Origin of the sequence: Gottfriedia sp. NPDC057991 (assembly GCF_042886615.1) — a bacterium.
Taxonomy (GTDB): Bacteria; Bacillota; Bacilli; order Bacillales; family Bacillaceae_G; genus Gottfriedia.
In genome coordinates, this window is record NZ_JBHVQN010000002.1 from 665,042 (window position 1) to 680,987 (window position 15,946).

Annotated in this window: 14 protein-coding genes and 1 pseudogene; all 15 read left to right on the forward strand. The window is 36.2% G+C overall.

Going from position 1 to position 15,946, the window contains the following annotated elements:
• The first annotated feature begins 57 nt into the window (after positions 1-57).
• The gene (locus tag ACFVR2_RS10680; protein WP_387361471.1) at positions 58-747 is read left to right on the forward strand and encodes a CAP domain-containing protein; all 690 of its coding nucleotides are present in this window, start codon (positions 58-60) and stop codon (positions 745-747) included.
• Between the two features lie 253 nt (positions 748-1,000).
• Positions 1,001-1,324 (forward strand): TraR/DksA family transcriptional regulator, encoded by a 324-nt coding sequence (locus tag ACFVR2_RS10685; RefSeq protein ID WP_387361473.1) that lies wholly within the window; start codon positions 1,001-1,003, stop codon positions 1,322-1,324.
• A 71-nt stretch (positions 1,325-1,395) separates the two neighbouring features.
• Positions 1,396-1,854, forward strand: coding sequence for a signal peptidase II (lspA, locus tag ACFVR2_RS10690; protein ID WP_069035614.1), 459 nt, complete (start codon positions 1,396-1,398; stop codon positions 1,852-1,854).
• Positions 1,851-2,759: an RluA family pseudouridine synthase gene (locus ACFVR2_RS10695; protein WP_387361475.1), complete on the forward strand. Its 909-nt coding sequence runs from the start codon at positions 1,851-1,853 to the stop codon at positions 2,757-2,759. The genes lspA and ACFVR2_RS10695 overlap by 4 nt, the downstream gene beginning before the upstream one ends.
• 186 nt (positions 2,760-2,945) lie before the next feature.
• The gene (pyrR, locus tag ACFVR2_RS10700) at positions 2,946-3,488 is read left to right on the forward strand and encodes a bifunctional pyr operon transcriptional regulator/uracil phosphoribosyltransferase PyrR (protein ID WP_056471028.1); all 543 of its coding nucleotides are present in this window, start codon (positions 2,946-2,948) and stop codon (positions 3,486-3,488) included.
• 136 nt (positions 3,489-3,624) lie between these two features.
• Positions 3,625-4,923, forward strand: a complete 1,299-nt coding sequence (locus ACFVR2_RS10705; protein WP_387361766.1) for a solute carrier family 23 protein — start codon at positions 3,625-3,627, stop codon at positions 4,921-4,923.
• An 81-nt stretch (positions 4,924-5,004) separates the two neighbouring features.
• Positions 5,005-5,916: an aspartate carbamoyltransferase catalytic subunit gene (locus ACFVR2_RS10710; protein ID WP_387361477.1), complete on the forward strand. Its 912-nt coding sequence runs from the start codon at positions 5,005-5,007 to the stop codon at positions 5,914-5,916.
• A complete protein-coding gene (locus tag ACFVR2_RS10715; protein ID WP_387361479.1) occupies positions 5,900-7,186 on the forward strand; it encodes a dihydroorotase in 1,287 nt (428 codons plus the stop codon). Before ACFVR2_RS10710 ends, ACFVR2_RS10715 begins: the two co-directional genes overlap by 17 nt.
• Positions 7,183-8,283, forward strand: coding sequence for a carbamoyl phosphate synthase small subunit (locus tag ACFVR2_RS10720; protein WP_387361481.1), 1,101 nt, complete (start codon positions 7,183-7,185; stop codon positions 8,281-8,283). Before ACFVR2_RS10715 ends, ACFVR2_RS10720 begins: the two co-directional genes overlap by 4 nt.
• Positions 8,268-11,480 carry a carbamoyl-phosphate synthase large subunit gene (carB, locus tag ACFVR2_RS10725; RefSeq protein WP_387361483.1) on the forward strand — a complete coding sequence of 1,071 codons (3,213 nt, stop codon included), beginning with the start codon at positions 8,268-8,270 and terminating at the stop codon, positions 11,478-11,480. The genes ACFVR2_RS10720 and carB overlap by 16 nt, the downstream gene beginning before the upstream one ends.
• Positions 11,477-12,247, forward strand: a complete 771-nt coding sequence (locus ACFVR2_RS10730; protein WP_056471012.1) for a dihydroorotate dehydrogenase electron transfer subunit — start codon at positions 11,477-11,479, stop codon at positions 12,245-12,247. The genes carB and ACFVR2_RS10730 overlap by 4 nt, the downstream gene beginning before the upstream one ends.
• Positions 12,244-13,185 (forward strand): dihydroorotate dehydrogenase, encoded by a 942-nt coding sequence (locus tag ACFVR2_RS10735; protein WP_387361486.1) that lies wholly within the window; start codon positions 12,244-12,246, stop codon positions 13,183-13,185. The genes ACFVR2_RS10730 and ACFVR2_RS10735 overlap by 4 nt, the downstream gene beginning before the upstream one ends.
• Positions 13,157-13,870: an orotidine-5'-phosphate decarboxylase gene (pyrF, locus tag ACFVR2_RS10740; protein ID WP_387361488.1), complete on the forward strand. Its 714-nt coding sequence runs from the start codon at positions 13,157-13,159 to the stop codon at positions 13,868-13,870. The genes ACFVR2_RS10735 and pyrF overlap by 29 nt, the downstream gene beginning before the upstream one ends.
• Complete coding sequence (pyrE, locus tag ACFVR2_RS10745; RefSeq protein ID WP_387361490.1) at positions 13,867-14,505, forward strand: orotate phosphoribosyltransferase; 639 nt, start codon at positions 13,867-13,869, stop codon at positions 14,503-14,505. The genes pyrF and pyrE overlap by 4 nt, the downstream gene beginning before the upstream one ends.
• 731 nt (positions 14,506-15,236) lie before the next feature.
• Positions 15,237-15,782, forward strand: a pseudogene (locus ACFVR2_RS10750) (DUF1572 family protein).
• Positions 15,783-15,946: the final 164 nt, after the last annotated feature.

Here is a 15,946-nt window from a genome sequence, read left to right on the forward strand (position 1 = left end):
ATGATGATTCTTGTAAGCGATAACAACAACTAAAAACATACATTGGGGGAATACAATTTGAATAAAAACATCAAAAAAGTAACTCAAACAGTTTTAGGAATTGCAATCGCAATGCCAATGGTTTTAGGATTAGGATCAAATGCAGGAGCAACTTCAGGTGCAGTAACTGCTACTAAAGTAGCTGTAAAAGACAAAGCTAACAATAGAGCTATAACTGTTGGATATCTAGCTAAAAATCAAAAAATTAACTACTCGGGTTACAATAGTACATTTGTAAAAGTTAGCTATAAAGGTAAGACAAGATATATTCTGAAAAAATACGTAAAATATGTACCACCAACTAAACCAGCAACAAAACCAGTAACACCATCAAATCCAACAACACCATCAAACCCATCTACACCAGCTAGCTCAAATGCCTCGATTCAACAACAAATTTTAAATTTAGTAAATATCGAGCGTGGTAAAGGTGGATTAAAGCCATTAACACTATCTAGCTATTTAAACGGAACGGCTCAAGCATGGTCACAAACGATGAGTAATGCGAACAATATGTATCATTCAACATTAAGCTTTAATGGTGGATATAAAGGTGAAAACATCGCTCACGGTCAAACAACTGCAAACGAAGTTATGACTGATTGGATGAATTCAACAGGTCATAGAGCAAATATCATGAGTCCTAATTTTAAACAACTTGGCGTAGGTAAAGTAGGAACTTATTGGACGCAACAATTTACTGATTAATGAATATTGGCCAGAATTAATTGAAATTAAAGCATTATAGTGGATAGAAAAACCCGCAATAGGAAATTGATTCCTAAGCGGGTTTTCTTCGTTTATAGAGTATAGGGCATTCATTAAACAAAATAACACTCACTTTCACAATTATGAATGGTAATATCTTTATCCATTTCCTTTAAAGGAAAAAGTTTCACCTATTATCGACTTCGATTTGAGGGAAAAGTATTTGTACATAAATAAATTGGGAGTGAAGAAGATGAGGAGCAATGAAATTTTCTATATTAAACAAGAGCTCAAACTAATTAAAAATGAATTGCTACATCGTTTATTTTCCGAACCAATAAGTTCTTCTGATATTGAGCAGCATCAATCAATTTTTGAGGGGACAAATAAACATCATATTCTCGTTGAAGACATGCAAAATGATTTATATGATATTGAGATTGCCTTGCAAAAAATTGATCATGGATTATTTGGTTATTGTGAAGTAACTGGGCAAGCTATTCCGATTGAAAAATTAAAAGTGCTTCCAACAGGTCGAACATTAGAGGATTTTAGTTTTGTAAGAAATCATTACTAATACTATTCATTGTATAAACGTTTCCCCTATGCTAAAATTTGATGAGATATCTAATAAGGTAGGGGATAAATGTGGCATATATTATTGCGGTAATTGTCATTTTAATTGATCAACTGACAAAACTTGCAGTTTTAAAGAAGATGTATTTAGGAGAAAATATTGAGATTATTAAAAATATTTTTTACATAACATCACATCGAAATCAAGGTGCGGCTTGGGGAATGCTCCAAGGCAAAATGGGCTTCTTTTATTTAATTACATTAGTCTTTGTGGTAGCAGTGATTTACTTTATTCAAAAGCATGCAAAAGGAGATCGCTTCCTTGGTTTATCTTTAGGGTTAGTCTTAGGTGGTGCGATTGGTAATTTTATTGATCGATTCTTCCGTAAAGAAGTAGTTGATTTTATTCATGTTTATATTTTTAATTATGATTTCCCTGTGTTTAATATCGCAGATTCAGCACTTTGTGTGGGCGTTATTTTATTATTTATTATTACTTTATTGGAAGATAAAAGAGGAGTTAAGAAATGACAGTTTTTGCTTATACAGTTCAAGAGGATCAACATTTAGAAAGAATCGATACGTTTATTGCAACTCAAAATGATGAGTGGTCAAGGTCTCAAGTACAAACATGGTTAAAAGAAGATTTTGTATTAGTGAACGGTGAAAAAATTAAACGTAATTATAAAGTGAAACAGGGCGATGAAATATCAGTTTCAGTACCTGATCCAAAGCCATTAGAAGTAATTGCTGAGAATATTCCACTGGATGTTTATTATGAAGATGCGGATGTTATTGTAGTAAATAAACCACGTGGAATGGTAGTTCATCCTGCATTAGGTCATGAAACGGGTACTTTAGTGAACGCTTTAATGTATCATTGTAAAGATTTATCTGGTATAAATGGTGTATTAAGACCTGGTATAGTACATCGAATCGATAAGGATACTTCAGGTTTATTAATGGTTGCAAAAAATGATGTAGCTCATGAGAAGCTTGCAGACCAATTACGTCAAAAAACCTCTGTACGTAAGTATATTGCGATTGTACATGGGGTAATTCCGCATGAAGAAGGCACAATCGATGCGCCAATAGGCCGAGATAAGACTGATCGTCAAAGTATGACGGTTACTGAAGATAATAGTAAAGAAGCAGTAACTCATTTTAGAGTTTTAGACCGTTTTGATGAGTTTACTTTAGTTGAATGTCAGCTTGAAACAGGCCGTACTCACCAAATTCGTGTCCATATGAAATACATTGGATACCCGTTAGCTGGTGATCCTAAGTATGGACCTCGCAAAACATTAGATATTGATGGTCAAGCTCTACATGCAGCTGTTTTAGGATTTAAACATCCAAGAACAAATGAGTATTTAGAGTTATCATCACCTATACCAAAAGTACTAGAAAATATTATTGAACAATTACAAAGATAACTGTTGACAATGATCGTGACATAGGTCATAATGAGGACAGTTGAATGAACCTTTAACACAACCCCGTGAGGTTGAGAAGGAAGCGGAAAAAGAAAAAGGGATAATTGTATCCTTTTGCGCAACCCTCTTGTCCATCGGGCAAGAGGGTTTTTTGCTTCTACACTATAAAAGTAGGAGGTAAGGTAAATGACTGAAAAAGCAATCATCTTAGACGAACTAGCGATCAGACGTGGTTTAACAAGAATTGCACATGAAATGTTAGAAAATAACAAAGGTATTGAAAATGTTGTTTTAGTTGGTATTAAAACAAGAGGTGTTTATCTGGCAAAGCGTATTGCAGAAAGAATTAAACAGATTGAAGGTAAAGATGTAATCATGGGTGATTTAGATATTACTCTTTATCGAGATGATTTATCGACAAAAACAGAAAACAAAGAACCTTTAGTGAAGGGTTCAAATGTTCCTGTTGACCTAACAAACAAAAAAGTCATTTTAGTTGATGATGTGCTTTACACAGGTAGAACAGTTCGTGCCGCAATGGACGCTGTTATGGACCTAGGTAGACCGGCACAAATACAATTAGCAGTTTTAGTAGATCGAGGACATCGTGAGCTTCCAGTAAGAGCAGATTACGTTGGTAAAAATATACCAACATCGAGTAATGAAAAAGTAGTCGTAGCATTAAAGGAAACAGATGACCACGATAAAGTAAGTATATTTGAAAAATAGAAGTCCCTTTTAAATATGGTCCAGAGAGGCTAACAAAGGGTCTAGTTAGTTGCTGCCTTCTTAAGCAACGCACTTGGACTCTTTGTGTATAACCACAAAGAGTTTTTTTATTGGGAAAAATGGAGGAAACAACATGATGAAACAAAAACCTGTCCTTGAGATAAACGAAAAACCGAATTTAGGTCAATGGATTTTCCTAAGTTTACAACATTTATTCGCAATGTTTGGTTCGACAGTATTAGCTCCAATCTTAATCGGCATAAACCCTTCAATCGCACTAATTTCAAGTGGGATTGGAACAATCGTGTTCATATTAATCACAAGAGGTAAAGTACCATCTTATCTTGGATCATCATTCGCTTTCATTGCTCCGATGATCTACGCGAAAACAAATTTAGAACCTGGTGCAGCGTTCGTAGGAGTTTTCATCACAGGTATTATTTATGCAGTAATCGCACTAATCATTAACAAAGTAGGCGTGAAGTGGTTATTCAGAGTATTACCACCAATCGTTGTTGGCCCGGTAATCATCGTAATCGGATTAAGCTTATCATCAGTAGCAGTAGGAATGGCAATGAATGGACCAGACGGCAAATACAGTTCAACATCAATCGCAATCGCATTAATTACATTAGCAATCACAATTATAACAGCATTATTCACTAGAGGCTTCTTATCAGTCATACCAATATTAGTGGGAATTATCGGTGGATATATCACTTCAATCTTCTTTGGAGTAGTAGACTTCTCGGGAATAAAAGAAGCACGCGTGATAGACGTACCTGATTTCTCAGTGCCATTTGTTCACTACACACCACATGTCACATTCCAGTTATTGATCATCTTTGTTCCTGTAGCAATCGTGACAATCTCAGAACATATTGGACACCAAGTCGTACTAGGAAGTGTCGTAAATAAAGATTTAATTAAAGATCCTGGATTAGATAAGTCATTATTCGGAGATGCAGTTTCAACAATGATAGCAGGCTTAATTGGTGGACCTACTACAACAACATACGGTGAAAACATTGGAGTTCTAGCAATCACAAGAGCTTACAGCGTATACGTATTCATAGGTGCTGCAATCTTGGCGATGGCATTCGGATTCATCGGAAAAATTTCAGCGGTCATTAGCTCAATCCCGACACCTGTAATGGGTGGGATCTCAATCTTACTATTCGGAATCATCGCTTCAAGCGGATTACGAGTACTGGTAGAAAACAAGACCGATTTCGCTAAACAACGTAACTTAGTTATCGCTTCAGTCATTCTAGTACTAGGAATTGGTGGAGCTGCAATACACATTGGTAAACAATTCGCATTAGAAGGAATGGCTTTATCAGCTTTAATCGGAGTTGTACTAAATTTAGTCCTACCAGAAAACATTGGTGGCGATCGTACAATTGAAAATAAGGATGAGAGCTTAACTTCATAATTGACAATAAAATAGGGCATTCTTACATTGAAAAGATGCGCCTTAAATAAAACAGATGAAATTCATTTAGGGGGATGACGGATGAATCATTTATTAACCATGTCTGATTTAACAATCGAAGAAATTCAAGATTTGCTAGAACAAGCACAAAGCTTTGCAAATGGAGAAATAAGTAGCCTGAAACGTCAGACATTTGTTGCAAATTTGTTTTTTGAGAATAGTACGAGAACTCGCTTCAGCTTTGAAGTAGCCCAAAAGAAACTTGGACTTGAAGTCATTAACTTAGCTGTTGAAAACTCAAGTATTCAAAAAGGTGAAACTTTATATGATACGGTTAAAACTCTTCAAGCAATTGGTGTTGAAGCAGTCGTAATCCGTCATACACAAGACGAGTATTTTCAAGAAATAAAGGATGCAGGAATGCCAATCCTGAATGCCGGCGATGGATGTGGAAATCACCCAACACAATGCCTACTTGACCTACTAACAATCAAACAAGAATTTGGATGCTTTGAAGGATTAAAAGTAGCAATCGTTGGAGATTTAAGACACTCAAGAGTTGCTCGCTCTAATGCTGAAGCACTAACTAGATTAGGTGCAGAAGTATACTTCGCAAGTCCTGATGAATGGAAAGATGATAAAAATACTTATGGAACATATAAAAATTTAGATGAATTAGTCGAAGAAGTTGATGTCATGATGCTATTAAGAGTTCAGCATGAAAGACATGACGAAGAGACAAATCACATAATGGAAAATTACTTACAAAAGCATGGCCTAACGGTTGAAAGAGCAGCAAAAATGAAATCTACAAGCATTATCATGCATCCAGCACCATTTAATCGAGATGTTGAAATTGCAAGTGAACTGGTTGAATGCGAGCGATCAAGAATCTTTAAGCAAATGGAAAATGGAGTATTTGTACGAATGGCTGTGTTAAAAAGAGCCTTACCAACAGTATGGGGAGAGATGAAAAATGAAGTACTTGTTTAAAAACGGTGTCATCTTACAAGAAAATGGTGAACTTCTAAATCGAGACGTATTAGTAGTTAATGGAAAAATTTCAGTCATCGCTGCAACAATCGTTGATGAAGATGCGATTCAAATTGAATTAGAGGGCAAATTGCTTTCACCAGGTTTAATCGATGTTCATGTGCATCTTCGTGAGCCGGGCGGTGAACATAAAGAGACAATCGAAACAGGTACGAAGGCAGCAGCAAGAGGAGGATTTACAACAATTGCTGCAATGCCAAATACTCGACCAGTACCAGATACAATCGAGCACTTAAGCGCATTAAATAAAAAAATAGAAGAAACAGCAGTCGTAAATGTATTACCATATGCATCAATTACAATCCGACAAGCTGGTGAAGAGCAAACAGACTTTGAAGGCTTAAAAGAAAATGGAGCTTTTGCATTCACAGATGATGGTGTAGGTGTTCAATCCGCTGAAATGATGTACAAAGCAATGCAAAAAGCAGCTGAACTAAATGTATCAATCGTTGCACATTGTGAAGAAAACACACTGATTCAAAAAGGGTGTGTCCACGAAGGTAAGTTTTCAAAAGAAAATGGTTTAAATGGAATCCCTTCAATTTGTGAAAGTGTTCAAATTGCTCGAGATGTTCTATTAGCTGAAGCTACAGGTTGTCACTATCATGTTTGCCATATCAGTACAAAAGAATCAGTAAGAGTAGTACGCGATGCAAAACGTGCTGGAATTAATGTAACGGCTGAGGTTTCTCCACACCATTTAATTCTTTGTGAAGATGACATCCCAGGCTTAGACACAAATTTCAAAATGAATCCTCCATTAAGAAGTGCAGTCGATCGAGAAGCATTAATCGAAGGATTACTTGATGGAACAATCGACATGATTGCAACAGATCATGCACCTCATACAGAAGAGGAAAAAGCTCAGGGAATGCAATTAGCACCGTTTGGAATTGTAGGGTTAGAAACTGCTTTTCCATTATTAAACACTCATTTTGTTGAAACAGGTAAAATGACTTTACAACAAGTAATAAACTTTTTAACAACTAAACCTGCTGAAGTTTTTAACTTAAACAGAGGAAAAATTGAAGTTGGAGCGGTAGCAGACCTAACTGTAATCGACTTAGATTTAGAAGAGGAAATCGATTCAACAACATTCCTTTCAAAAGGTAAAAACACACCATTTAATGGTTGGAACTGTAAAGGTTGGCCAGTAATGACAATGGTAAATGGCAAATTAGTATACGAAAGAGAGGAACTAACAGTATGATGCGTCAATTAATATTAGAAGACGGTACAGTTTTTGTAGGAGAAGGATTTGGTAGCGAAGTTGAAACAACAGGAGAAATCGTATTTACAACAGGTATGACAGGATATCAAGAGGTATTAACTGACCCATCTTACTGTGGACAAATCGTAACATTCACTTTCCCTTTAGTAGGGAACTACGGTATCAACTTAGAGGATTTTGAAAGTATCGTACCAGCAGTACATGGCTTAATTGTAAAAGAATATGCTGAGCATCCATCAAATTTCCGAAACAAAATGAGCTTGGATCAATATTGCAAAGATAAAGGAATTCCAGGTTTAGCAGGAATCGATACACGTATGTTAACGAAAAAGCTTCGTGAAGTTGGAACGATGAAAGGTAAATTCTGCAGCATGGAAGCAAATGTTGATGAAGTAGTTGCAGAATTAACAAATACACCATTATTCACAAATCATGTTGAACGAGTTTCAACACAAAAACCTTATAGAAGTCCAGGTAGAGGACACCGAGTAGTATTAGTAGATTTCGGAATGAAGCACGGTATTTTAAGAGAATTAACAAACCGTAAATGTGACGTAACAGTCGTACCATATAATATTTCAGCAAAAGAAATTTTCTTACTTGCTCCGGATGGAATTATGTTAAGTAATGGACCTGGAGATCCAAAAGACGTTCAAGTAGCAATCGAAATGATTAAAGAAGTAGTAGGCAAAGTACCATTATTCGGAATTTGCTTAGGTCACCAATTATTTGCTCTAGCAAATGGCGGAAATACTTCAAAGCTTAAATTCGGTCACCGTGGTGCGAACCATCCAGTTAAACACTTAGAAACAGGAAAAGTAGCAATCACTTCACAAAACCATGGTTATGCAGTAGAAACGGATTCAATTGAAGGAACTGATTTAGAAGTAACACATGTTGCACTAAATGATGGGACTGTAGAAGGTCTTAAACATAAGACATACCCAGCATTCACAGTACAATATCACCCAGAAGCTTCACCTGGACCAGAAGATGCAAACTATTTATTTGACGAATTTATGAGCATGATGGAAGCACAGAAACGAGAGGGGAACTTACAATGCCAAAACGCGTAGACATTAAAACAATCTTAGTAATCGGATCAGGACCAATCATAATCGGTCAAGCAGCAGAATTTGACTATGCTGGAACACAGGCTTGTCAGGCATTGAAAGAAGAAGGATACAAAGTAATTCTTGTAAACTCAAACCCTGCAACAATTATGACGGATGTACAAACAGCAGATAAAGTATACATCGAACCACTAACTGTAGATTTCGTAAGTCGAATCATTCGTAAAGAACGCCCAGATGCACTTTTACCAACATTAGGAGGTCAAACAGGACTTAACCTAGCGGTAGAATTAGATAAATCAGGTGTGTTAAAAGAATGTGGTGTGAAAATTTTAGGAACGACGCTAGAAGCAATTAACCGCGCAGAAGACCGTGACTTATTCAGAACTTTAATGAATGACTTAAGTGAGCCAGTACCAGAAAGTGAAATCATCCATACTTTAGAAGAAGCATACGACTTTGTAGAAGAAATTGGCTACCCAGTTATCGTAAGACCTGCCTTTACTCTTGGGGGAACAGGCGGAGGAATTTGTAATAATGAAGAAGATTTAAAAGAAATCGTAGCAAGCGGATTAAAAAATAGCCCAGTAACACAATGTCTATTAGAGAAAAGTATTGCAGGTTTTAAAGAAATCGAGTATGAAGTAATGCGTGATGCAAATGACCATGCGATTGTAGTATGTAACATGGAAAACATCGATCCAGTTGGTGTTCATACTGGAGATTCAATCGTAATCGCTCCTTCTCAAACGTTAAGCGATCGCGAATATCAAATGCTACGAAATGTATCATTAAAAATCATCCGTGCTTTAGGAATCGAAGGTGGATGTAACGTACAGCTTGCACTAGATCCTGATAGCTTCCAATACTATGTAATCGAAGTAAATCCACGTGTATCACGTTCAAGTGCGCTAGCTTCAAAAGCAACAGGCTATCCGATTGCAAAATTAGCGGCAAAAATCGCAGTAGGCTTAACATTGGATGAAATGATTAACCCAGTTACAAAGAAAACTTATGCTTGCTTCGAGCCAGCATTAGACTATATCGTATCAAAAATTCCACGCTGGCCATTTGATAAGTTTGAAACAGCAAACCGTCAGTTAGGAACTCAAATGAAAGCAACTGGAGAAGTAATGGCAATCGGTAGAACACTTGAAGAGTCATTATTAAAAGCAGTGCGCTCTCTTGAATTAGGAATAAGTCACATCGAGCTTAACGCAATAAAAGAACTTTCTAAAGAAGAAATGATTACTCGCATGGCAAAAGCTGACGATGAAAGACTATACATTGTTGCTGAAGCAATGAGAACAGGTATGACATTAGAAGAAATACACGATATTACTAAAATTGATTTCTTCTTCCTACACAAAATTGAAAAGATCATAAAAATGGAAAAACAAGTTAAAGAAAACCATTTTGAACTAGATGTACTGTTAAAAGCTAAGAAAATGGGCTTCAGTGATGATTACATCGCATCACAATGGAATGCTACAAATAAAGAAATATACGAATTTAGAAAACAAAATCAAATCGTTCCAGTATATAAAATGGTTGATACATGTGCAGCTGAGTTTGAATCAACAACACCATACTTCTATGGAACATATGAAATCGAAAATGAATCAATTGTAACGGATAAGAAGAGCGTAGTAGTTCTTGGATCTGGTCCAATTCGAATCGGTCAAGGGATTGAGTTTGACTATGCAACAGTACATTGTGTAAGAGCGATTAAAGAAGCTGGATACGAAGCAATCATTATTAACAACAACCCAGAAACAGTTTCAACTGACTTCAGTATCTCAGACAAACTGTATTTCGAACCATTAACAATTGAAGACGTAATGCACATTATTGATTTAGAAAAACCGATTGGAGTAGTTGTTCAATTCGGTGGTCAAACAGCTATTAACTTAGCAGGCAAATTAGTAGATCGTGGTGTGAAAATTCTCGGAACTTCACTTGAAGATTTAGATCGTGCTGAAAACCGTGACAAGTTTGAAGAAGCACTTCAACAATTAGGAGTACCACAACCTTTAGGTAAAACAGCAATGACACCTGAAGAAGCAGCAGATATCGCTGATGAAATTGGTTATCCAGTATTAGTAAGACCATCATATGTACTAGGTGGACGTGCGATGGAGATTGTCTACCACCGTGAGGAAATTCTTCACTACATGCAAAATGCAGTTAAAATCAATCCAGAACATCCAGTATTAGTCGACCGTTACTTAACTGGTAAAGAAATTGAAGTAGATGCAATCTCTGACGGAATCGATGTATATATCCCAGGTATTATGGAGCATATCGAACGAGCTGGAGTTCACTCAGGAGATTCAATCGCAGTATATCCTACACAAAATGTATCAGATGCTGCGAAGCAAAAATTAATCGACTATACAATCAAATTAGCTAAAGGCTTAAATATTAAAGGATTACTAAACATCCAATTTGTTGTTACAGATAAAGATGAAGTATTCGTACTAGAAGTAAACCCGAGATCAAGCCGTACAGTACCATTCTTAAGTAAAATTACAAACGTACCAATGGCAAATATCGCAACAAAAGTTATCTTAGGTCAAACATTAGCTTCATTCGGATATGCAACAGGCTACCATCCAGAAGGAAATGAAGTATATGTAAAAGCACCGGTGTTCTCATTCGCTAAACTACGCTCAGTAGATATAACTTTAGGCCCTGAAATGAAATCAACTGGAGAAGTAATGGGTAAAGATGTAAGTCTTCAAAAAGCATTATACAAAGCACTAATCGCTGCGGGTATGCAAATCCCAACTCACGGTTCAGTGATCATTACAGTAGCTGATAAAGATAAAGAAGAAGTAGTAAATATCGCAAAACGCTTCCATGAAATTGGATTTACAGTATTCGGTACTGAAGGAACTAAAAATCACTTAGAAAACCACGGTGTACCAGTAAAAGCGGTAAACAAAATTAACGAGCATGAAGACAATATGCTAGATATGATCAAGCGTGGAGATGCACAGTTTGTTATCAATACGTTAACAAAAGGTAAAAAACCAGCTCGTGATGGATTCAGAATTCGTCGAGAATCAGTTGAAAACGGAGTAGTTTGCTTAACTTCACTAGATACAGCAACTGCAATATTATCAGTAATTGAAAGCTTAACATTCTCAACTTCTGCACTACCAAACAAAGAAATGAAGGCTGGCGTATTAGTATGATAAAAAAAGAACTCATGACAATTGTCTCAAACAGAGAAATTGCCCATCAAATTGTCGAAATGACATTAAAAGGTGAACTAGTTCAGGAGATGCACTCTCCTGGACAGTTCGTCCATATAAAAGTGACTGGTGGACTAACGCCACTATTAAGAAGACCAATCAGTATATGTTCGATCGACAAAGAGAAAAGTGAGTTCACTATGATATTCCGCGCAGAAGGTGAAGGAACTAAGCTTTTAAAAGAAGCAAGCGTTGGACAACAAGTTGATGTATTAGGTCCTCTAGGTCAAGGTTATGATGTTGAAACTCTTTCAGAAGGAGATACAGCACTACTAGTTGGTGGTGGAATTGGAGTACCTCCGATGTACGAACTTTCAAAGCAATTTAAAGCTCGTGGTGTAAATGTCATTCATGTGTTAGGATTTGCATCAAGTAACGTAGCTTTTTATGAAAAAGAATTTTCGGAATTAGGACCAACCTTTATGGCAACGGTAGATGGAACTCTAGGTACGAAAGGATTCGTAACAGATGTAATTCGTGAAAAAGAGCTTCAATTTGATCAATACTTTGCATGTGGTCCAACTGTGATGTTAAAGGCTTTACAACAGCAATATAAAGGTATGAAGGATGGCTATATATCACTTGAAGAACGAATGGGCTGTGGAATCGGAGCTTGTTTCGCATGTGTATGCCATACTGAAGACGGGTCATATCGTAAAATTTGTAGCGACGGACCAGTATTCCAAGCTGAGGAGGTAGTACTATGATTTCATTACAAACAAAACTTCCTGGCTTAGATTTAAAAAATCCTATTATGCCAGCTTCTGGTTGCTTTGGATTTGGTAGAGAGTTTGCAAATCTTTACGATCTAAGTATTCTTGGAGCTATTATGATAAAAGCAACAACAGTTGAAACCAGGTACGGAAATGAAACACCTCGTGTAGCTGAAACTCAGGCGGGGATGTTAAATGCGATTGGACTTCAAAATCCTGGTTTAGAAAAAGTAATAAACGGAGAATTAAAATGGTTATCAAATTATGATGTACCAATCGTTGCAAATATTGCTGGATCAACTATTGAAGACTACGTAACAGTCGCAAAAGAAATTTCCAAAGTAAGTAATGTAAAAGCACTAGAATTAAACATTTCTTGTCCAAACGTAAAATGTGGTGGGATTGCATTTGGAACGGATGCTGCAACAGCGGCTGAAGTAACTAAGAAAGTTAAAGAAGTAAGCGAAGTTCCGCTTTACGTAAAATTATCTCCAAATGTAACAAATATTGTTGAAATCGCAAAAGCAATTGAAAATGCAGGAGCAGATGGTTTAACAATGATCAATACATTACTTGGGATGAGACTGGATTTAAGAACTGGTAAACCAATACTAGCTAATAAAACTGGTGGATTATCAGGTCCTGCAATAAAACCAGTAGCGATTCGTATGATTCATGATGTGAGCCAAGTAGTAAACATCCCAATCATCGGAATGGGCGGGGTTATGAATGCAGAAGATGCACTTGAGTTCTTCTTAGCGGGAGCAAGTGCGATCGGTGTAGGAACAGCAAACTTCGTTGATCCATTTGCTTGTCCGACAATCATTGAGGAACTACCAGAAGTACTAAACAAATATGGATATCAATCAATTGAAGAATGTATTGGAAGGAGCTGGAAACAACATGTCATCACAAGTGGTCATCGCGCTTGATTTTTCATCAAAAGATGAAGTAATGAATTTTGTAAAAAAATTTCAAAAGTCTCTATATGTAAAGGTAGGGATGGAGCTATTTTACAAAGAGGGTCCAGCGATCATAAAGGAATTAAAAGAATTAGGACATCAAATCTTCCTAGATTTGAAACTTCATGATATTCCAAATACAGTAAAACATGCAATGAAAAATATCGCATCTCTAGAAGTAGACATGGTTAATGTTCATGCAGCTGGTGGAACGAAAATGATGAAGGCAGCTTTAGAAGGTCTAGAAGAAGGCACTCCAGCTGGTAAAAAAAGACCATTACTAATAGCTGTGACACAACTGACAAGTACTTCAGAAGAACAAGTAATCCATGAACAAGGAATATCTTCTTTACAGGATTCGATTAAACTATATGCTGCTATAACAGAAGAAAGCGGTCTTGACGGTGTAGTTTGCTCTCCACTTGATGTAGAGTTAGTGCAAGCAGCAGTTGAAGGGGATAACTTCCTAACTGTAACCCCTGGTATTCGCCTAGCAGATAATAGTGTAGATGATCAAGTACGTGTAACAACTCCAGCGAAAGCTAGACAATTTGGAAGTAGCTATATTGTAGTAGGACGCAGTATTACAAAAAGCGAAAATCCAGTAGAAGCATATGAAGAAGTAATTGCACAGTGGGAGGGCGTAACAATATGAAAAAAAATATCGCAGCAAACTTATTAAGCATTGGGGCAGTAAGCCTACAACCTGAAACTCCATTTACTTGGGCATCAGGAATCAAATCTCCAATCTATTGTGATAATCGCCTAACTCTTGGCTATCCAGAAATTCGTAAAAACATTGCAAAAGGTTTAGTTGAATTAATTCAAACTAAATTTGGTAACGTAGATGTAATCGCTGGAACTGCAACTGCTGGCATTCCACACGCAGCATGGACAAGTGATTTAATGGCATTACCAATGGTTTATGTACGTAGCTCTGCAAAAGGCCACGGCAAAGGAAACCAAATCGAAGGCCCAATCACAGCTGGACAAAAAGTAGTAGTTGTAGAAGACCTAATCTCAACTGGCGGCAGCGTAATCACATGCGTTGAAGCTCTACGCGAAGCAGGCTGCGAAGTACTAGGAGTAGTCTCAATCTTCACATACAATCTTCCAGCAGCAGTAGAGAAGTTCGATGCAAACGACGTAACATACTACTCTTTAACTGACTATGACACACTAGTTGAAGTAGCAAAAGAACAAGGTTCAATCGAAGCAGAACATGTAGCAAAACTAACTGCATGGAGAAAAAATCCACAAGACGCTAGCTGGATGACTGTTGAAGTTTAATACTTAGAGTAGGAAAGATGACTTTTTTGGAGTCATCTTTTTTTATGTAATAAATTTGTTGGTAGTGCAAAAAAGTGGACTGCCAATAAATCGACCTAAAGGGTAAATAAAATCGACCGAAAGTGCAAATAAAATCGTCGAAACTGCAAATAAAAAAAGCGAACTGCAAATAAATGCCAAATGTGCAATTAAAAAGACCAATTCTGCAATTAAAATAATCAAAACTGCAAATAAATCGTAGAATTGCTTCGGTTTAAAAGAAATTAGGTCAGAAAATTAGTATTTCAAAATAAAACAATGAGTATTTACTTTAAAAAAGGAGGATAGGAAGTAAAAATGAGCGTCGCTATAAAAGACTGGGAATGGCAAATAGAGATGAGCCATCGCAATTAAAAATAGAGAACAGCAATTAAAAAACGATAATGGCAATTAAAATTAAGGAATCACAATTAAAAATAGCAAAATCACAAATAAATCATAAAAATCACATCATCATGACTGCTCTACGATAGAAAATTCATTTAAAATAAGCTTCCAAACTTTAAATCACATAAAATGAATAGGATTCACATAAAAAATCATTCAAAATGAAAATCTTCACCTAATAATCTAACTAAATTAGTCTAAATTCACAACCTTAATCCAAAACAAATTATTTGATAAATAATTAATAAGTTTTTAAACTATTCATACAATTGATTGAAAGAAACTTTAAAATTGGAGGGTCAAGTATGTCAATCGCAAAACAATTTCTTTCGAATAGTTTAAAGGAATTCAAAGGGATAAAAAATCTTGGTGATCGTTCGATGGATCAGCTAAATAATGAGGAGTTGCACTAACAACCATCTAGTGAATCGAATAGTATTTCCATAATTGTAAGGCATTTAAGTGGTAATATGATTTCTAGATGGACGAATTTTCTCACGACGGATGGTGAAAAACCATGGCGAAATCGTGACGTTGAATTTGAGGGGATTTACCAATCAAAGGATGAGTTATTAGCTGATTGGAATAAAGGATGGAATGTTGTTTTTAACACGCTAGAGAGTCTACAAGAAGAAGATGTATTAAAAACCATTAAAATTCGTGGTGAAAATCATACTGTTTTACAAGCAATACATAGACAAATTAGTCATTATGGAAATCATATTGGTCAAATTGTTTATATTGCTAAATTAATAAAAAATGAGGATTTTAAGAGTCTGAGTATTCCAAAAGGACAATCTCAAGAATTCTTAGAGTACAAACTGAATGAATCAAAAAAATCTACGACTTAGGTTGTAGATTTTTTTACGCATAAAGAAAGTATAAATTTGCAGCGGTGAAGCAAGCTCCTCGAAGTAGCTAATTTTAGTAAAAATTTAATTGCAACTACACCCTCTGTCTTTGCCTAAAAACTCTCAAATTCGCGAGTTTTCTTTAAAAATTACTAGCTTTATCT